Below are 18,512 nucleotides of genomic sequence, written 5' to 3'. Positions count from 1 at the left end.
AGTATTGATCTGGTTCCTGGAGCAGCTAAACATACCCTGAAAATGCAACGTTTCAGCGTGAACCCTAAAGAACCGGAAGACTCCTGCGTAACCGCAAGAACTATCCCAGCCCTAACGCCCTGCCCCTCTCAACGCCTTGACCTGCTCACGAACATCTACCGGGGTCGCCACTTCGGGGGCAATTGCCGGGCCTGCGACCAGAACCACGCGTGACCAGAGTCTACGGAACAGCCCTTTGTTGGGGTCACGACTGAAAAAGCTGCCCCACAAACCTTGCAGCGCCATAGGGATGACGGGCACCGGTGTTTCTTCGAGAATGCGCGACATGCCACTTTTGAAGCCGCTGATCTCGCCATCCGTGGTCAGTTTGCCTTCAGGGAAGATGCAGACCAGCTCGCCCTCCGCGAGGTACTGCGCGATGCGTTTGAAAGAGCGCTCGTAGATGTCCATGTCTTCATTGCGACCGGCAATCGGGATGGTTCCAGCGGTGCGGAACACGAAGTTGAGCACCGGAATCTGATAGATCTTGTAGTACATCACGAACCGGATCGGACGGCGCACGGCGCCGGCAATCAACAGGGCATCCACAAAAGACACATGGTTGCAGACCATTAGCGCAGCACCTTCGTCGGGGATCTGATTCAAGTCACGATGCTCGACGCGGTACAGGGAATGCCCAAGCAGCCAGATGAGGAAACGCATGGTGAACTCGGGCACGATCTTGAAGATGTAGACGTTGACCGCGATGTTCATCAGCGAAACTACCAGGAAGAGTTCCGGGATCGACAACCCGGCAAAGCTGAGCATCAGGATCGAGACGAGCGCTGAGACCACCATGAACAGCGCGTTGAGGATGTTGTTGGCCGCAATGACACGGGAACGTTCTTTTTCCGGGGTGCGAGACTGGATCAGCGCATACAGCGGCACGATATAGAAACCGCCGAAGATCCCTATACCCAGGATGTCGAACAACACTAACCAGCCCTGCCCCAACGACAGCACGGCCAGCCAGTCGTTGGCCTGCACGTTCTGCGGAAAGCCGCCCGAGTGCCACCACAGCAGCAACCCGAAAATCGTCAGGCCCATGGAGCCGAAGGGCACCAGCCCGATCTCGACCTTGTGCCCGGACAGGCGTTCACACAGCAGGGACCCCAGCGCAATGCCAATCGAGAAGACCGTGAGAATCAAGGTGACGACCGTTTCGTCACCGTACATCCACTCTTTGGCGTAGGCCGGAATCTGCGTCAGGTAGATCGCCCCGACAAACCAGAACCACGAGTTGCCAACAATCGATCGTGACACTGCAGGTGTCTGGCCGAGCCCCATGCGCAACGTGGCCCAGGACTGAGTGAATATGTTCCAGTTGAGTTTCATTTCCGGCGACGCAGCGGCGGCGGCCGGAATACCAAAACTGGCCACAAACCCCAGGCTCGCCACCAGCACCATGGCGGCAGATACCACCCAGGCGTAATGCGTGGAAGACATCATCACACCCGCGCTGATGGTGCCCGCCAGAATCGCCAGAAAGGTCCCCATCTCGACCAGTGCATTACCGCCGACCAGTTCACTCTCGCGCAGGTGCTGCGGCAGGATCGAATACTTGACCGGCCCGAACAGCGCCGAGTGCGTGCCCATGGCGAACAACGCCGCCAGCATCAATTCCAGATGATCGAAGAGAAAGCCAGCCGCACCTACGGTCATGATGCCGATTTCGGCACACTTGATAATCCTGATCAGCTTGTCTTTGGGGTACTTTTCCCCAAACTGCCCGGCCAGGGCCGAAAACAGAAAGAACGGCAGAATGAACAGCAAGGCGCACAGGTTCACGTAGATCGAACGATCGCCTTCAATGCTCAGCTTGTAGAGGATGGCGAGGATCAGCGACTGCTTGAAGATATTGTCATTGAAGGCGCCAAGGGATTGAGTGATGAAGAACGGCAGGAAACGCCGCTTCCCGAGCAAGCTGAATTGTGACTGTTGGCTCATCGTCCGTGGTCCTGAGAGGCTGGGGCGAACTCAAGCGGCCGCCAGTCCGTGGCACATTGAAGACGTAACGCTGCCGATTGTCGATAGGACATTTCTGTTTGAGAGGCACGCACTGCCACCGGGCAGTGTCCCTGGGACCGAAACCGTTAACAGACGGCTGCGACACCACACCACGCTCGACCTTGGTCGAGAAAGACGAAGCGCGGCCATCGTGCGAGACTGCGTACTGTCGATACGCTCTGGAAATTCATATGTCGCTGTCCAGCGGACTGATTGCTGCGGTTGCCCTTGCCTACATGGCCATCATGTTCGCCATCGCCTTTTACGGCGATCGGTACAGCGCCTCGTTGCGCCCGACAATGCGGGCATGGGTCTATAGCCTGTCGCTGGCGGTTTATTGCACCAGCTGGACGTTCTTCGGCGCAGTGGGCCAGGCCGCCGAGCAACTGTGGTCATTTCTGCCGATCTACCTCGGACCCATCGTATTGATGGTGCTGGCACCCTGGGTGCTGCAAAAAATGGTGCTGATCAGCAAGCAGGAAAACATCACCTCGATCGCCGACTTCATCGCCGCGCGCTACGGCAAATCCCAGTCGCTGGCAGTGATGGTCGCGCTGATCTGCCTGATCGGCATGCTGCCGTACATCGCGCTGCAGCTGAAAGGCATCGTGCTGGGCGTCAACATTCTGATCGGGGCAGTGGCCGACTCAACGGGCACTCGCGCACAGGATACGGCGCTGGTGGTTTCGCTGATTCTGGCGCTGTTTACCATTGTGTTCGGCGCGCGCAACCTGGACGTTACCGAGCACCATCGCGGCATGGTGCTGGCAATCGCATTTGAAGCACTGGTCAAACTGTTCGCGTTCATGGCCGTGGGGGTGTTCGTCACCTTCGGCCTTTATGACGGCTTCGATGATCTGTTCAATCAGGCCAAGCTCGCGCCGCGGCTGGAAGAATACTGGCAGGACACGATCAACTGGCCCTCTATGTTCGTGCAGACCGGTGTGGCGATGATGGCGATTGTCTGTCTGCCACGACAGTTTCATGTCACGGTGGTGGAGAACATCGAGCCTCAGGATCTGAATCTGGCCAAATGGGTGTTCCCGGCTTATCTGGCCCTGGCGGCACTGTTTGTGGTGCCGATCGCGCTGGCCGGCCAGATGTTGCTGCCCGCCTCCATGCTCCCGGATTCGTTCGTCATCAGCCTGCCGCTGGCTCACGCGCATCCGTCGCTGGCGTTGCTGGCTTTCATCGGTGGTGCATCGGCGGCCACCGGAATGGTGATCGTGGCATGCGTGGCGCTCTCGACCATGATTTCCAACGACATGCTGCTGCCCTGGCTGTTGCGGCGCAAGAACACCGAGCGGCCGTTTGAAGCGTTCCGCCACTGGATGTTGTCGGTTCGACGCATCAGCATCGTGATGATCCTGCTGCTGGCCTACGTCAGCTATCGGATGCTGGGTTCGACTGCGAGTCTGGCGACTATCGGCCAGATCGCGTTTGCCGCGATCACTCAGTTGGCGCCCGCGATGTTCGGCGCACTGTACTGGAAACAGGCCAACCGTCGCGGCGTGTTCGCCGGGCTTGCCGCTGGTATCTTCATTTGGTTTTACACCCTGGTGCTGCCAGTTGCCGCACACGGCATGGGCTGGCCGCTGGACGCCTTCCCGTTGCTTTCCTGGCTGCACAGCAACCCTCTGGACTTGCCAATCAGCCCGATGACCCAGGGCGTGGTGCTGTCGATGGCGGGTAATTGCACCCTCTTCGCCTGGGTTTCGATGCTGTCGCGAACTCGTGTGACCGAGCACTGGCAGGCAGGTCGCTTCATCGGACAGGAAACCCACGGCCGCACTTACAACCGTCCGCTGTTGGCAGTGCAAATCGAAGATCTGCTGAGCCTGTCAGCACGTTTTGTGGGAGAAGAGCGCGCAAGGCAGAGTTTCATTCGTTTTGCCTACCGCCAAGGCAAGGGTTTCAATCCCAATCAGAATGCCAACGGTGAGTGGATCGCGCATACCGAGCGATTGCTGGCGGGTGTCCTGGGAACGTCCTCGACCCGTGCAGTCGTAAAAGCAGCCATTGAAGGCCGTGACATGCAGCTCGAAGACGTGGTGCGTATTGCCGACGAAGCGTCCGAAGTGCTGCAGTTCAACCGCGCACTGCTGCAGGGCGCCATCGAAAACATCACCCAAGGCATCAGCGTCGTCGATCAATCCCTGCGGCTGGTAGCGTGGAATCATCGTTACCTTGAGCTGTTCAATTATCCGGAAGGCCTGATCAGCGTCGGTCGCCCGATAGCCGACATCATTCGCTACAACGCAGAGCGCGGGCTGTGTGGTCCGGGCGAGGCTGAAGTGCACGTTGCGCGCCGCCTGCACTGGATGCGTCAGGGCCGGGCGCACACCTCCGAGCGCCTGTTCCCCAATGGGCGGGTTATCGAGTTGATCGGCAACCCGATGCCCGGCGGCGGTTTCGTCATGAGTTTCACTGACATCACCGCATTCCGCGCCGCCGAGCAAGCGCTCAAGGGCGTCAACGAGAGCCTGGAGCAACGCGTAACCGAGCGCACCCATGAGCTGTCGAAACTGAACCAGGCACTGACCGAAGCCAAAGGCACCGCTGAAGCAGCGAATGAATCAAAGACCCGTTTTCTGGCCGCCGTCAGTCACGACCTGATGCAGCCACTCAATGCCGCCCGGCTGTTCTCTGCTGCGCTGTCGCATCAGGAAGACGGCATCTCCAGCGAGGCCCAGCAACTGGTCCAGCACTTGGACAGCTCATTGCGCTCGGCAGAGGACCTGATCAGCGACCTGCTGGATATTTCACGCATAGAGAATGGCAAGATTACGCCGGACCGGCAGCCTTTCCCCCTCAGCGCGCTGTTCGACACCCTGGGTGCCGAGTTCAAGGCGCTCGCTCAGGAACAAGGGCTGGAGTTCCGGGTCAGCAGCAGCGCACTGCGCGTCGACAGTGACATCAAGCTGTTGCGTCGAGTGCTGCAAAATTTTCTGACCAATGCATTTCGTTATGCCAAAGGCCCGATTCTGCTGGGCGTGCGGCGCCACGGTGACAGCCTCAGCCTGGAAGTCTGGGACCGTGGTCCGGGGATTCCCGAAGACAAACGCAAGGTAATCTTCGAGGAGTTCAAGCGTCTGGACAGCCACAAGACCCATGCCGCCAAAGGACTTGGTCTCGGTCTGGCCATCGCTGATGGGCTGTGTCGGATTCTCGACCATCCCCTGCAAGTCCGCTCATGGCCCGGCAAGGGCAGCGTGTTCAGTGTCTGCGTGCCCGTGGCGGCGGCTCAGCCGGTACAACCTGTCAGAGCAGCCGAAATCAGCCGCCCGGCCTTGAACGGCACTCAGGTGCTGTGCGTCGACAATGAAAACAGCATTCTGATTGGCATGAACAGCCTGTTGTCCCGCTGGGGCTGTCAGGTCTGGACCGCACGCAATCGTCAGGAATGCGAAACCCTGCTGAACAACGGCATTCGTCCGCAGATCGCGCTGGTGGACTATCACCTTGATGAAGGCGAAACAGGTACGGCTTTGATGGCCTGGCTACGAACCCGTCTGGGCGAGCCGGTGCCCGGTGTGTTGATCAGTGCTGATGGGCGTCCCGAGCTGATTGCCCAAGTACATGCGGCCGGCCTCGATTACCTGCCCAAGCCGGTCAAGCCTGCCGCGTTGCGCGCGCTGTTGAGTCGACACGTCAGCCTGAACTGACACGACCGGCAAGACTGGCAAGACTGGCAAGATTTAGACACCAGGAAAAGAAAAGGCTGCGACACGGGTGTCCATGTCACAACCTTGATGGCAGGCAAAAAGGCTTTAGCCGTCAGCCGAACAACCAGTAACCCAACAACGTCAACACCAGTACCGCCAGGATCGGGCGCAACACCCGATAGGCTTTTGGGTTGCTGCGCTTGAACTGCTTGACCTTGCCGCTGAAACCATCGCTGAAACGCTTGCTGAAGGCATACGCCTGATTGATCCCGCCGACGCGCTCGTCATCCAGGTTCTGCGGCGCCGTCGCACGGCCCAGGAAGGCACTCACGCTGCGGTTGATGCGGGTCATGAAACGGTTGCTCAACGGGCGCTCGATGTCGCAGAACAGAATGACCCGAGTCTGGGTGGTTTCGTTTTTGACCCAGTGCACGTAAGTCTCGTCGAACATGACGTCTTCACCGTCACGCCACGAGTACTCCTTGCCGTCGACAAAGATCCGGCAATCGTCGGAGTTTGGGGTGGACAGGCCCAAGTGATAACGCAACGAACCGGCAAACGGGTCGCGGTGCGGATTGAGGTGACTGTCACCCGGCAACAGGGCGAACATCGCCCCTTTAACGTTAGGGATGCTGTTCACCAGCGCGACGGTTTTGGGGCACAGCGCCTCCGCAGATGGCAGCGCCTTGTCGTACCACTTCAGGTAAAAGCGCTTCCAGCCTTTCTTGAAGAACGAACCGAAACCGGCATCATTGTTCTTTTCGGCGGCACGAATATACCCCTCGTCGAACAGGTGCATGGCTTCGTCACGGATGGTTTCCCAATTGTCCTTGAGGACATCCAGCTCGGGAAACTTGCTGCGGTCAAGGTAAGGCCTGGACGGCACGCGGGAGAAGATATACATCAGGGCGTTATAGGGTGCGAACAGGGCCGAATGATTGACGAACTGGCGCAACAAGGGCAGCCGCGCCTGACCACGCAGATGCACATACAGCGTACTGCCGAGAAAAAGCATCAGGATCAACGCCTTGGCAGCAAATGAAAGGGTCATGCAACTCTCCTTGAAGCGGGCAGACAACGCCGAATATCACGCGGAGCCGTGTCAATGCCTGATCTTGAATATGGGGCCGGCAACACCGGGCGATCAGAGACGCTCACCCGGTAGCCTGGAAGCCGGCCATCATAAACCCTTGAGCGACCCGCTTGAAGCACGCGCCCCTGAAGATGTGTTACTGAGACAGCTCCTGATCAGTAAACAGGTCGCTGAACAGCATGCTCGACAGGTAGCGCTCGCCGGAATCAGGCAGGATCACGACGATGGTCTTGCCTTGCATTTCCTGCTTTTCGGCCAATCGGACAGCTGCTGCCATGGCAGCGCCACAAGAGATCCCACATAGAATCCCCTCTTCCTGCATCAAGCGACGCGCCATGGCTTTGGCCTCATCGTCAGTCACGGTTGCCACCCGGTCAACAATCGACAGGTCAAGATTTTTGGGAATAAAGCCAGCACCGATACCCTGGATCTTGTGCGGGCTGGGCGTGATTGCCTCGCCAGCCATCGCCTGGGTGATGATCGGAGAGCTTTCGGGCTCAACGGCCACCGACAGAATAGGCTTGCCAGCGGTATTTTTGATGTAACGCGAGATACCGGTGATCGTGCCGCCAGTGCCGACGCCTGCCACCAGAACGTCAATCGCGCCGTCAGTGTCAGCCCAGATTTCAGGGCCGGTGGTCTTTTCGTGGATCGCCGGGTTGGCCGGGTTATCAAACTGGCCGGGCATGTAATACTTTTCAGGCTCACTGGCCAGCAGTTCCTCGGCCTTGGCGATGGCACCTTTCATGCCCTTGGCCGGCTCGGTCAGCACCAACTCAGCGCCGAGGGCCTTGAGCACCTTGCGACGCTCTATGCTCATGGAAGCAGGCATGGTGAGCACCAGCTTGTAACCCCGCGCTGCAGCGACAAACGCAAGGCCGATGCCGGTGTTGCCGGACGTTGGCTCGACAATGGTCATGCCCGGCTTGAGTTTGCCGCTGCTCTCGGCGTCCCAGATCATGTTGGCGCCAATCCGGCATTTGACCGAATAACCCGGATTGCGTCCTTCGATCTTGGCCAGAATCGTGACACCACGGGGCGCGATACGGTTGATCTGCACCAGCGGCGTGTTACCGATGGAGTGGGCGTTATCAGCGTAAATACGGCTCATGGTGGATCCTTGTGCACTTCGGTGGAAAAATCAAAGCCTATGCCGCTGGCGGTCGGGCGTCCAGTCTGACCGAACCGACGCCCCGCTGCGCAGTCAACCCTTTAATAGAACCGGAGACTCGTGTCATGAAACGTCGCTACAGCTGGCCGCTATGGACGCTGGCCACTCTGGTCGTTCTGTTGATCGGCATCAATCTCGCGCTGCCGTGGCTGGCACGCGATTACCTCAATGACAAGCTCGCCGACATGGGCGACTACCGAGGCCAGATCACCGATGTAGACGTCGCTCTGTGGCGCGGCGCCTACCGAATAAAAGGGCTGAACATCGTCAAGGTCGACGGCAAGGTTCCAGTGCCCTTCATCAATGCACCGGTCATCGATATCGCCGTCAGTTGGCATTCGCTCTGGTACGACCATGCCGTCGTTGCCGAAGTTTTATTTATCGACCCCCAACTGAACTTCGTCGACGGCGGCGAGAACAAACAGGCTTCCCAGACCGGCCAGGGCACCGACTGGCGTACCGAGTTGAACAAGCTGTTGCCCATCACGCTCAACGAAGTACGCATTGGCAACGGGCGCATCACGTTCAACAACTTCAGTTCGACACCCAAGGTGAAAATCGAGGCTGACCGGGTCAATGCGAGCTTTTACAACCTCACCAATGTAGTTGATCTCGAGGGCAATCGAGACGCCAGCTTCGAGGGCAAGGCGCGCCTGCTGGGCCACGCCAACCTCGAGAGCACGGCCAGATTCGACCCACTCAGCAATTTCGAGAATTTTGACTTCCGTCTCCGTGCCACAGGCATCCAGCTAAAGCAGCTGAATGATTTTTCATCAGCGTATGCCAAATTTGACTTCAACGCAGGCAATGGTGATCTGGTCATTGAAGCACAGGCCGAGGAGGGTCAACTCAGCGGCTATATAAAGCCGCTGTTGCGTAACGTGGAAGTCTTCAACTGGCGCCAGGACGTTGAAGACAAGGACAAGGGGGTTCTGCGCTCGATCTGGGAAGCGCTGGTGGGCACCAGCGAAACCGTGCTGAAAAACCAGCGCCAGAACCAGTTCGCTACCCGGGTCGAACTCAGCGGCAGCGTCCACCAGCAGGACATCAGTGGTTTCCAGGCGTTTCTGCAAATTCTGCGCAACGCCTTCGTTCAGGCATTCAATGCGCGTTATGAAACCAACAAGGATTCATGACCGCGCCATGACCCGGTCACGCCGTGACGCCTCATTCAAGAACTGAATGAGGCGTCTGCGTTCACAGGCGCCGGGGCAGCACGTTATAGTCCGGGCATTATTTGTTACCCAGGTGCTCGGCACCACGCGGTGTCCAACCATCTGTCATTCGCCACCACCAGCGGCGTGAGCAACGCCATGCGCGCCCTGCGAGAGGATTCACCCCATGAAGTTTGAAGGCACCCCGGCCTACGTTGCCACCGACGATCTCAAGCTTGCGGTCAACGCCGCGATTACCCTTGAGCGTCCACTGCTGGTCAAAGGCGAGCCCGGCACAGGCAAAACCATGCTGGCCGAACAACTGGCCGAGTCTTTCGGGGCGCGGCTGATTACCTGGCACATCAAGTCCACCACCAAGGCGCATCAAGGCCTGTACGAATACGATGCGGTCAGCCGCCTGCGCGACTCGCAACTGGGTGTGGAGAAAGTCCACGACGTGCGCAACTACCTGAAGAAGGGCAAGCTTTGGGAGGCGTTCGAGTCAGAGGAGCGGGTCATCCTGCTGATCGACGAGATCGACAAGGCCGACATCGAATTCCCCAACGACCTGCTGCAAGAACTCGACAAGATGGAGTTCTACGTTTACGAGATTGATGAGACGATCAAAGCCAAAAAGCGCCCGATCATCATTATTACGTCCAACAACGAAAAAGAGCTGCCGGACGCATTTCTGCGCCGCTGCTTTTTTCACTACATTGCGTTCCCAGACCGGGCGACCTTGCAGCGCATCGTTGATGTGCACTACCCCGATATCAAGAAAGATCTGGTCAGCGAGGCGCTGGACGTCTTTTTTGACGTGCGCAAAGTCCCTGGCCTGAAAAAGAAGCCCTCAACCTCCGAACTGGTCGACTGGCTGAAGCTGCTGATGGCTGACAACATTGGTGAGGCGGTCCTGCGTGAACGCGATCCGACCAAAGCCATCCCGCCACTGGCAGGCGCACTGGTCAAGAATGAACAGGATGTTCATCTGCTCGAACGACTGGCTTTCATGAGCCGTCGCGGCAACCGCTGATCGTCTTCATCCACCCTGTGACGAAAAAGGGCGACACCCATGCTGCTCAACCTGTTCAACGAGATGCGTGCGGCCAAGGTGCCGGTGTCCCTGCGTGAGCTGCTGGACCTGATCAATGCACTGAAGCAGCGGGTCATCTTTGCCGATATCGACGAGTTCTACTTTCTTGCACGGACGATTCTGGTCAAGGACGAACGCCATTTCGACAAGTTTGACCGAGCCTTTGGCGCTTATTTCAATGGTTTGGAAAAGCTCGACGACCATCTCCAGGCACTGATTCCGGAAGACTGGTTGCGCAAGGAATTCGAGCGCTCGTTGAGCGACGAAGAACGCGCGCAAATTCAGTCGCTGGGCGGCCTCGACAAGCTGATCGAGGAGTTCAAGAAGCGACTGGAGGAACAAAAGGAACGCCATGCCGGTGGCAACAAATGGATCGGCACCGGCGGCACCAGTCCATTCGGCTCGGGCGGCTACAACCCTGAAGGCATCCGCGTGGGTGACGCGGGCGAACGCAAGGGCAAGGCCGTCAAAGTCTGGGATCAGCGCGAGTACAAAAACCTCGACGATCAGGTCGAACTGGGCACCCGCAATATCAAGGTCGCCCTGCGCCGTCTGCGCAAATTCGCACGTCAAGGTGCAGCGGACGAACTGGACATCGACGGCACCATCGATCACACCGCACGCGATGCCGGCCTGCTGAACATTCAGATGCGCCCGGAACGCCGCAACACCATCAAATTACTGCTGCTGTTCGACATAGGCGGCTCAATGGACTCGCACATCAAGGTGTGCGAGGAGCTGTTCTCGGCCTGCAAGACCGAGTTCAAACATATGGAGTATTTCTACTTCCACAACTTTATCTACGAATCGGTGTGGAAGAATAACCTGCGTCGCGGCTCGGAACGCACCTCCACTCAGGACCTGCTGCATAAATACGGCGCGGACTACAAAGTGATTTTCATCGGCGACGCAGCCATGGCGCCCTACGAGATCACCCAGCCAGGCGGCAGTGTCGAGCACTGGAACGAAGAAGCAGGCTACGTCTGGATGCAGCGATTCATGGGCAAATTCAAGAAAATCATCTGGATCAATCCCTACCCCAAAGACGCCTGGGACTACACCACGTCTGCGCATATCGTCCGTGACTTGATCGAAGATCACATGTACCCCCTGACATTGCGCGGCCTTGAAGAAGGCATGCGATACCTCGCCAAGTAACAGCACTCGGAAATACCAAAAAGCCAGTCATCGACTGGCTGTTCCAAGCCGACCAATAGCACCTCAATTTTCAAGACCCGCAACTACGCTGAGCACACTGACAACCATTCAGACGGTCACCGTGCTGACTGAGTAAGTAGTTTTGCCGTTACTCCATCGTTTTGCCTGAGCAGCCGTCGCGACTACGCGGGTGACTTATGATTAAAACGCTGGGGATCATGCAGCCTTATTTTTTTCCTTATATCGGTTATTTCCAACTCATCGCTGCTGTCGAACAGGGACTCGTCTTCGACACCGTCAAATACAAACGCAAAAGCTGGATGAACCGCAATCGAGTACTGGATGCCAATGGTGGCTGGCAGTACGTCAAGGTTCCGGTGAGCGCCAGGGACGGAACACTGATCAAGGACGCCACGGTGATCGACTGCGCGGCAGCCCACAAGCGCGTCAGGAACCAGCTTGACCACTATCGAGGCAAGGCACCATGGTTTCAGGAAGTCCAGCAATTGGTCGACCTCACCTTTGCCCGGCCCGTCACCCACCTGTGCGAGCTGAACACGCGTTCATTGAAAGTAGTGTGCGACTACCTGGGCATGCCGTTCAACTGGAAGACCTGCTCAGAGATGAACTTTGACCTGCCGCCCATTCAACACGCGGGTCAGTGGGCGCTGGAAATCAGTACGATCATGCAAGCCCGACAATATATAAACGCTACGGGCGGACGCGAGATTTATGTGCCCGGTGAATGGCAGCAAAGAGGGATAGAGTTGCGTTTCCTTGAACCGTCTGCGCTGACTTACAACGCCTCGCCATTCAACTTTTTGCCCAGTCTTTCAATACTGGACGTTTTGATGTGGAACACGCCTGAAACAGTCGTCGCCTATATTGACAGGGAAACACGGGCGGTCATCTGACAGCCCGGTTACCGGATTCGCTTAACGCCAGTCCCTGTTCAACTCAGGCTTGCGTCGTCCGCCATGTATTACCCAGCCAATCAACAGCACCAGGCTTTCGATCAACAACGCCAACAGCAGCGCACTGATAATGCCCCACGCCACGACTTCGGGCGCCAGCAGAACTTGCCAGGTGTAACCATTGTAGGTCTCGCGACGGATGTCCGGATCCGAGGAAGTGGCCACGAAAATGGCCCGGGAGTACCAGGCGCCTTGCAGCCCGAGCCACTGACGCTCCAGAACATGGGTGCGGGTCAGCAAGGTGTCGATGTTGTCCGCGTCGCTGCGAAAGACCGGGTCTTCACTGTTGCGATAATGCTGGATGAGCGCCTGGATATCACCTTTGAAGAACTGCTGCGCCGTCGCGTTGAAGCCCTTGATGGCTTGCTGCGCTTCAATCAGATGCGCTTCGACACGCTTGCTGTAATCACTGATGAAACCCGGAATCTGAACCCCGAACAGCAGGCCCACGGTAAACAGGACCAGTCGCAGATAACTTCGCAGCATTGACATCCCTCTTCTTCATAAACGCTTGAGTCGTGCGAACGGAAATCAGGCAGTGGCGTCGGTAGAACCCTTGGCCACGCATTCGCCCTTGCGCCACAAACTCCATTGACCGGGCTCGTAGCGGTTCCAGTTTTCGTTTTCGGTCAGCGGCTCGGTGGCGATCACGGTGACGACATCGTGGGGCGTGGTCTCTGCCTGAAAGTCGACGATTACATCCACATCCTTGAGCCGCGCCGGGCCAAACGGCGCGCGACGGGTAATCTGCACCAGTTTGGTACTGCAAAAACAAAACAGCCAGTCGCCATCACTGAGCAGGCAGTTGAACACGCCTTTACTGCGGTACTCGGCGCACGCCTCGATCAGGGCAGGCAACAGTTGCTCGACATCGACCGGCTCGGGGAACGCTTCACGCACGCGATTGAGCAAATCACAAAACGCCGCTTCGCTGTCGGTGTCACCCACAGGGCGATAAAACGTGGCGCGCGGGTTGAAATCCGCTAACTGGCCGTTGTGGGCAAAACACCAGTTACGACCCCAGAGTTCACGCACGAAGGGATGGGTATTGGACAGGCAGACCTTGCCGACGTTGGCCTGACGAATGTGGCCAATCACGACTTCACTTTTGATGGGGTAGCGCTGCACGAGCTGCGCGACTTCAGATTCGCTGCTGGCTGCGGGATCCTGAAACAGGCGCAGGCCGCGACCTTCGTAAAAGGCGATACCCCAGCCGTCACGATGCGGGCCAGTACGTCCGCCACGCTGCATCAGCCCGGTAAAGCTGAAAACAATGTCGGTGGGGACATTGGCGCTCATGCCCAATAATTCACACATGTTCAGTTTCTCGCTTCAAGACGTTTTGCAGCAGGCGATGCGCCGCACACAACGGCGCATGCCAACGAAGCGGGACTCTACAGACGTGGCTCGACCCGTGCACCACGGACCGGCCCGGCAGGTGCTGCCGGTTTGCGCGCATAGCGTTCGTCAGTGGCAAACGGCTCGTCGGCGGCATCGTCTGCCTGCCCATCGGCGGGTTCGGCAACGGGCTTGGGCTGACGGGCCTTGCGGCTTTTTTCTATCGGCCAGCGCACCAGTACGAATAACAGGTAAGCACCCAGCGCGAACATGCCATACATGGCGAGGTCCGACACAGCCGTCCACACATTGCTGCCGACCTTGAACAACAGGTCAAGCGCGGTGATAGCGACGGCAGGAGCAAACGCGTCCTTGGCAGGGTCTACCAGGGTGGGGGTGAACAGCAACACTGCGACCACCACCAGCAACGGCTCCTTGAGATACCGCCACATCCAGCGGGTCATCAGGAACCATACCAGCAGGCAACCCGACGCGGCGAAGGCGTAGAGGCTCCAGGCGATCAGATAATCGTTCTCGGTCATGTCGTCCGTGGTAAGGCAGGTAAAGAGGCGCTTATGATAACGACTTTTCACTGGCCCGGCTTGCCTGGCTTCAGTAATCGGTTCAGCGTGTACCGATATTTTCCTGATTGATGCCTTTACAGAGAGCCCAGCATGTCCTTTTCGAATGCAACCTCCAGCGCCCCCATCGCTCGCAAGGCCGACGGCTCCGACCCTTATGCCTGGCTGCAGAACCGCGACACCGATGAAGTGCTCGATTACCTCAAGGCCGAAAACAGCTATCAGGAGCAGCAGCTCGCGGATCAGGCACAACTGCGCGAGACGCTGTTTCAGGAAATCAAAGGCCGTATCCTTGAAACCGATCTTTCGCTGCCCTCGCCGTGGGGACCGTATCTGTATTACACCCGTACCACCGAAGGCGATGAATATGCGCGGCATTACCGTTGCCCGCGCCCGGCCGACGACTCCAATACGGTGGATGAAAGCGGCGAAGAACTGCTGCTGGACCCGAACGTAATGGCCGATGGCGGCTTCTTTTCGTTGGGCGCTTTCAGTATCAGCCCGGACCATCAGCGTCTGGCCTACAGTCTGGACACCAGCGGCGACGAGGTGTATCAGCTTTACGTCAAGGAACTGAGCACGGGTCAGGTCAGTAGCCTGCCGTTCGAAGATTGCGACGGCAGCATGACGTGGGCCAACAACAGTCAGACGCTGTTTTTTGGCGAACTGGACGACACTCATCGCCCCTCCAGGCTGCATCGCTACACATTGGGTGCCGAGTCGGCTGACCTGGTGTTCGATGAACCGGATGGCCGGTTCTTCCTGCATTGCTTTCGCACCAGCTCCGAACGCCAATTGGTGCTGCTGCTCAACAGCAAGACCACCAGCGAAGCCTGGGTGCTGAACGCTGATCATCCCGAGCAGGCGTTCACATGCCTGGCACCGCGCGTCGAAGGCCACGAGTACTACCCGGATCATGGCCTGCTGGATGGCGTATGGAGCTGGTTCATCCGCAGCAACCAGAGCGGGATCAACTTCGCCCTTTATCATGCACCGCAAACATCTGCCGGCGCCCCGCTGCGGGAAGACTGGCAGACGCTCATCGCGCACGACGACTCGGTAATGCTCGAAGGCCTCAGCCTTAACGCCCGAGGCATCAGTCTGAGCCTGCGTGAAGGCGGCTTGCCGATCATTGAAGTCCGGCCGCAAGGTCTTGCGGCCTATCGCGTTCAACTACCCGACGCGGCATACAGCCTTTATGTGCAGGACACGCTGGAATTCGACAGCGAAAAGATTCGTCTGCGCTATCAGTCGCTGAACCGTCCGGCTCAGGTACGCCAACTGGCCCTCGCAACCGGCGAGCAGGTAGTGCTCAAGGAGACACCGGTGCTCGGCATATTCGACGCCGATGCCTACGTCAGCCAGCGCCTGTGGGCCACAGCCAGTGACGGTACTCAAGTGCCGATCAGCCTGGTGGTCAAGCGCGAACTGGCCGGCAAGCCTGTACCGCTGTATCTGTATGGCTACGGTGCCTACGGCGAAAGTCTCGACCCCTGGTTTTCGCACGCTCGTCTCAGTCTGCTGGACCGAGGCGTGGCGTTCGCCATTGCGCATGTGCGTGGTGGTGGTGAACTGGGCGAAGCCTGGTACCGCGACGGCAAGCAGGAGCACAAACAGAACACCTTCGGCGACTTCATTGCCTGCGCCGAGCACTTGATCGACAAAGGCCTGACTACTACAGAGCAATTGGTCATCAGCGGCGGCAGCGCTGGCGGTCTGTTGATCGGTGCGGTGCTCAACCAGCGGCCCGAGCTGTTCAAGGCTGCCATTGCTGAAGTGCCTTTCGTCGACGTGCTGAACACCATGCTCGACCCGGACCTGCCGCTGACCGTCACCGAATACGACGAATGGGGCAATCCTCAGGACCCTGATGTCTATGCCCGTATCAAAGCCTATGCACCGTATGAGAATGTCCGGGCGCAGGCGTATCCGGCCATGCTGGTGATCGCCGGTTACAACGACAGTCGCGTACAGTACTGGGAAGCAGCCAAATGGGTCGCTCGATTGCGCGACACCAGAACCGACGACAACCTGCTCCTGCTCAAGACCGAGCTCGGCGCCGGACACGGCGGCATGAGCGGGCGCTATCAGGGCTTGCGTGACGTAGCGCTGGAGTACGGTTTCATCTTCAAGGTGTTGCAGCTCAAGGAATGAACTTGAAGTGATATACCTGTCTTACTAGCATCGGGGGCAGAGGACTGCCCCTCGGACCTGCCCTTTCACGCGACCGATAACAAGACCGAACCATGTCAGATCAATTGTCCAACCTGAACAACGCCATACGCGACATGCTGCTGGATTGCGGACTGTTCGCAACTCTGCTGCCCAATGACTTCCTCGCGGTCGCCGGTTATTTCAGCATCACCGACATCGAGAAAGGCCAGAGTATTTTTGCTGAAGGCGACGCCGGGACGTTCATGTGCATCATTCACCAAGGGACAGTTTCGGTTCAGAAGCTTGCCAGCGATGGGCAGCAGGTCGAAATCGCCACCTTGCGTCGTGGTCGCTCGTTCGGGGAAATGGCCGTGCTGGACGGTGAACGGCGCTCGGCCAGTTGCATTGCCGCCACCCATTGCCAGCTGCTGAATCTTGGTCGGGATTCGCTGGACAAGATGCTGGAGGACTTACCCAAGGTGGCGGCAAAAATCATCCGCGCCCTTGCAATCTCGCTGTCCAAGCGCCTGCGTATGGTCGACGGGCAATTACTGTCGCAACAGGTGTGAAAGAAGCCTACATGCGGGTGATCTTCGTTGGTTGCAGTTTTGCTTTTGTGAGTTTCAAAAGGGTGCGTGCTGACTCCGCTGGCTGATTCCAGGCCTGCCGATAACGTACGGTGTCGATTGCCTGTCTTCCGGAGTTCAAAAAAATGGCTCTCTCGTTCAAAAGCATGCGCCGTTTCGTGTGTACGTCTGCGGTGATCGCCTTGTTTGCACCGCCCATCATGGCCAGCACTTTCATCCACCCCGGAGCTCTTCATACCCAGGCAGATTTCGACCGCATGAAGACTAAAGTCACGCAACACTTGCAACCGTGGACTGACGGATGGAACGTGCTGATCAAGAATCCACATGCGGCGCTGGCCTGGACTCCCCGGGCACAGAGCGTGATTTATCGAGGTTACAACGGCACAGACAAGGAGAACTATGCCCTGCTGTTCAACGACGCTGCCGCAGCCTACGCACTTGCCCTTCGCTGGAAAGTAAGTGGCGACGCGGCCTACGCCGATAAGGCCGTCTCTGTCCTGGATGCCTGGTCGAGAAAACTGACCCATATCGATGGGACATCCGACAAGTTCCTCGCCTCCGGCATTTACGGCTATCAGTTGGCTAACGCGGCGGAAATAATGCGTACATACCCCCGATGGCCTGCCCAGGATTTCAACCGCTTCAAAAGCCTGATGCTTGACGTGTTTTATCCGATGAACCACGACTTTCTGGTGAACCACAACGGCGCGAAAATTGATCATTACTGGGCCAATTGGGACTTGGCTAACATGGACTCGATGATTGCCATCGGCATCCTGACGGATCGTCGAGATATCTACGATGAGGCCGTCGAGTACTTCAAGCACGGTAAAGGCAATGGGGCCATTGATCATGTCGTTTGGAAGCTCTATCCCGATGGCCTTGGCCAGACTCAGGAGAGCGGGCGCGATCAGGGGCATAACACCCTGAATGCGGCTGAGTTGGGTGCGTTCTGCCAAATGGCGTGGAGCCAGGGCGATGATCTTTTCGGTTATCAGAACAACCGCGTCATGCAGGGTATGGAGTACATCGCGAAGTATAATTCGGGACAGGACGTACCTTACACCCCGTACAGCAACAGCGATGTCACTCAGGACGTCATTTCAAACAAGGGGCGTGGCGACACTCGTCCCGTCTGGGAGCTTTTTTACAACCACTACGTGGTACTCAAAGGTCTCGATGCGCCCTACATCAGCGCTTTAGCCAAAAACGTACGACCAGAAGGTGGGGGCGGCAACTACGGTCCAAAAAGCGGTGGGTTTGATCAACTGGGTTACGGCACCCTGACCTACACGCTGAAATAGGATCACACCGTTTCACGGCGGATAACGGGACGACAACACCGGATCAAATGAACTCGAATCATCGTGAGCAGTTGCGATCCTGCAGGCCGGTTAAAGTGTCACGTACCCGGAAACCTGTCTGCCTGGCTTGCACAGGAAAACTTCGCAGGAACTGACAAACCGCCCAAGGGTATCGCGACAAGATCGACCAA

At 57.7% G+C, this 18,512-nt stretch carries 14 protein-coding genes; 8 read left to right on the top strand and 6 right to left on the bottom strand.

The window, feature by feature from the left end:
• Positions 1-111 precede the first annotated feature (111 nt).
• Entirely contained in the window at positions 112-1,986 is a 1,875-nt protein-coding gene (locus KDX37_RS19230) for an MFS transporter (protein WP_231654291.1), read from the bottom strand.
• 251 nt (positions 1,987-2,237) lie between these two features.
• On the opposite strand from KDX37_RS19230, the gene KDX37_RS19225 reads away from it, so the two are divergent.
• Entirely contained in the window at positions 2,238-5,711 is a 3,474-nt protein-coding gene (locus KDX37_RS19225) for a hybrid sensor histidine kinase/response regulator (RefSeq protein WP_231654290.1), read from the top strand.
• Positions 5,712-5,823: 112 nt separating this feature from the next.
• Here the strand turns inward: KDX37_RS19225 and KDX37_RS19220 are convergent, their stop codons facing one another.
• Together KDX37_RS19220 and cysK are read right to left on the bottom strand one after the other, a co-directional pair.
• A complete protein-coding gene (locus KDX37_RS19220; RefSeq protein ID WP_231654289.1) occupies positions 5,824-6,762 on the bottom strand; it encodes an aspartyl/asparaginyl beta-hydroxylase domain-containing protein in 939 nt (312 codons plus the stop codon).
• A gap of 178 nt (positions 6,763-6,940) precedes the next feature.
• Positions 6,941-7,915: a cysteine synthase A gene (gene cysK / locus KDX37_RS19215; RefSeq protein ID WP_231654288.1), complete on the bottom strand. Its 975-nt coding sequence runs from the start codon at positions 7,913-7,915 to the stop codon at positions 6,941-6,943.
• Positions 7,916-8,040: 125 nt separating this feature from the next.
• Here cysK and KDX37_RS19210 point away from each other — a divergent pair, with 125 nt between their 5' ends.
• The 4 genes from KDX37_RS19210 to KDX37_RS19195 all read left to right on the top strand — a co-directional run bounded on the left by KDX37_RS19210 (position 8,041) and on the right by KDX37_RS19195 (position 12,294).
• Positions 8,041-9,111 (top strand): DUF748 domain-containing protein, encoded by a 1,071-nt coding sequence (locus KDX37_RS19210; RefSeq protein ID WP_231654287.1) that lies wholly within the window; start codon positions 8,041-8,043, stop codon positions 9,109-9,111.
• A gap of 205 nt (positions 9,112-9,316) precedes the next feature.
• Positions 9,317-10,162 carry an AAA family ATPase gene (locus tag KDX37_RS19205; protein WP_231654286.1) on the top strand — a complete coding sequence of 282 codons (846 nt, stop codon included), beginning with the start codon at positions 9,317-9,319 and terminating at the stop codon, positions 10,160-10,162.
• Positions 10,163-10,201: 39 nt separating this feature from the next.
• The gene (locus KDX37_RS19200) at positions 10,202-11,380 is read left to right on the top strand and encodes a vWA domain-containing protein (RefSeq protein WP_231654285.1); all 1,179 of its coding nucleotides are present in this window, start codon (positions 10,202-10,204) and stop codon (positions 11,378-11,380) included.
• 197 nt (positions 11,381-11,577) lie between these two features.
• Entirely contained in the window at positions 11,578-12,294 is a 717-nt protein-coding gene (locus tag KDX37_RS19195; RefSeq protein WP_231654284.1) for a WbqC family protein, read from the top strand.
• Positions 12,295-12,315: 21 nt separating this feature from the next.
• On the opposite strand, the gene KDX37_RS19190 is transcribed toward KDX37_RS19195, so the two are convergent.
• The 3 genes from KDX37_RS19190 to KDX37_RS19180 form a co-directional block, all read right to left on the bottom strand.
• Positions 12,316-12,840: a DUF2937 family protein gene (locus KDX37_RS19190; RefSeq protein WP_231654283.1), complete on the bottom strand. Its 525-nt coding sequence runs from the start codon at positions 12,838-12,840 to the stop codon at positions 12,316-12,318.
• Positions 12,841-12,885: 45 nt separating this feature from the next.
• Positions 12,886-13,671 carry a class II glutamine amidotransferase gene (locus KDX37_RS19185; RefSeq protein ID WP_231654282.1) on the bottom strand — a complete coding sequence of 262 codons (786 nt, stop codon included), beginning with the start codon at positions 13,669-13,671 and terminating at the stop codon, positions 12,886-12,888.
• Positions 13,672-13,748: 77 nt separating this feature from the next.
• The gene (locus tag KDX37_RS19180) at positions 13,749-14,234 is read right to left on the bottom strand and encodes an MFS transporter (protein ID WP_231654281.1); all 486 of its coding nucleotides are present in this window, start codon (positions 14,232-14,234) and stop codon (positions 13,749-13,751) included.
• Positions 14,235-14,366: 132 nt separating this feature from the next.
• Between KDX37_RS19180 and KDX37_RS19175 the strand changes: the two genes are divergently transcribed.
• From KDX37_RS19175 to KDX37_RS19165, 3 genes are all read left to right on the top strand, one after another.
• Positions 14,367-16,427 carry a S9 family peptidase gene (locus KDX37_RS19175; RefSeq protein ID WP_231654280.1) on the top strand — a complete coding sequence of 687 codons (2,061 nt, stop codon included), beginning with the start codon at positions 14,367-14,369 and terminating at the stop codon, positions 16,425-16,427.
• Between the two features lie 92 nt (positions 16,428-16,519).
• Positions 16,520-16,996, top strand: a complete 477-nt coding sequence (locus tag KDX37_RS19170) for a cyclic nucleotide-binding domain-containing protein (RefSeq protein ID WP_231654279.1) — start codon at positions 16,520-16,522, stop codon at positions 16,994-16,996.
• 164 nt (positions 16,997-17,160) lie between these two features.
• Complete coding sequence (locus tag KDX37_RS19165) at positions 17,161-18,321, top strand: alginate lyase family protein (RefSeq protein WP_406642827.1); 1,161 nt, start codon at positions 17,161-17,163, stop codon at positions 18,319-18,321.
• Positions 18,322-18,512: the final 191 nt, after the last annotated feature.

This window comes from Pseudomonas californiensis (genome assembly GCF_021147775.1).
GTDB classification, from domain to species: Bacteria; Pseudomonadota; Gammaproteobacteria; order Pseudomonadales; family Pseudomonadaceae; genus Aquipseudomonas; species Aquipseudomonas californiensis.
Note: the sequence above shows the minus strand (reverse complement) of the source record. Positions and strands in the feature narration are given on the sequence as shown.

Coding starts and splice junctions, on each gene's coding strand:
- KDX37_RS19180 (WP_231654281.1), bottom strand. CDS start 14,234: ATGACCGAGAACGATTATCTGATCGCCTGGAGCCTCTACGCCTTCGCC.
- KDX37_RS19175 (WP_231654280.1), top strand. CDS start 14,367: ATGTCCTTTTCGAATGCAACCTCCAGCGCCCCCATCGCTCGCAAGGCC.
- KDX37_RS19165 (WP_406642827.1), top strand. CDS start 17,161: ATGCGCCGTTTCGTGTGTACGTCTGCGGTGATCGCCTTGTTTGCACCG.
- KDX37_RS19195 (WP_231654284.1), top strand. CDS start 11,578: ATGATTAAAACGCTGGGGATCATGCAGCCTTATTTTTTTCCTTATATC.
- KDX37_RS19210 (WP_231654287.1), top strand. CDS start 8,041: ATGAAACGTCGCTACAGCTGGCCGCTATGGACGCTGGCCACTCTGGTC.
- KDX37_RS19190 (WP_231654283.1), bottom strand. CDS start 12,840: ATGCTGCGAAGTTATCTGCGACTGGTCCTGTTTACCGTGGGCCTGCTG.
- KDX37_RS19220 (WP_231654289.1), bottom strand. CDS start 6,762: ATGACCCTTTCATTTGCTGCCAAGGCGTTGATCCTGATGCTTTTTCTC.
- KDX37_RS19200 (WP_231654285.1), top strand. CDS start 10,202: ATGCTGCTCAACCTGTTCAACGAGATGCGTGCGGCCAAGGTGCCGGTG.
- KDX37_RS19230 (WP_231654291.1), bottom strand. CDS start 1,986: ATGAGCCAACAGTCACAATTCAGCTTGCTCGGGAAGCGGCGTTTCCTG.
- KDX37_RS19170 (WP_231654279.1), top strand. CDS start 16,520: ATGTCAGATCAATTGTCCAACCTGAACAACGCCATACGCGACATGCTG.
- KDX37_RS19225 (WP_231654290.1), top strand. CDS start 2,238: ATGTCGCTGTCCAGCGGACTGATTGCTGCGGTTGCCCTTGCCTACATG.
- cysK (WP_231654288.1), bottom strand. CDS start 7,915: ATGAGCCGTATTTACGCTGATAACGCCCACTCCATCGGTAACACGCCG.
- KDX37_RS19205 (WP_231654286.1), top strand. CDS start 9,317: ATGAAGTTTGAAGGCACCCCGGCCTACGTTGCCACCGACGATCTCAAG.
- KDX37_RS19185 (WP_231654282.1), bottom strand. CDS start 13,671: ATGTGTGAATTATTGGGCATGAGCGCCAATGTCCCCACCGACATTGTT.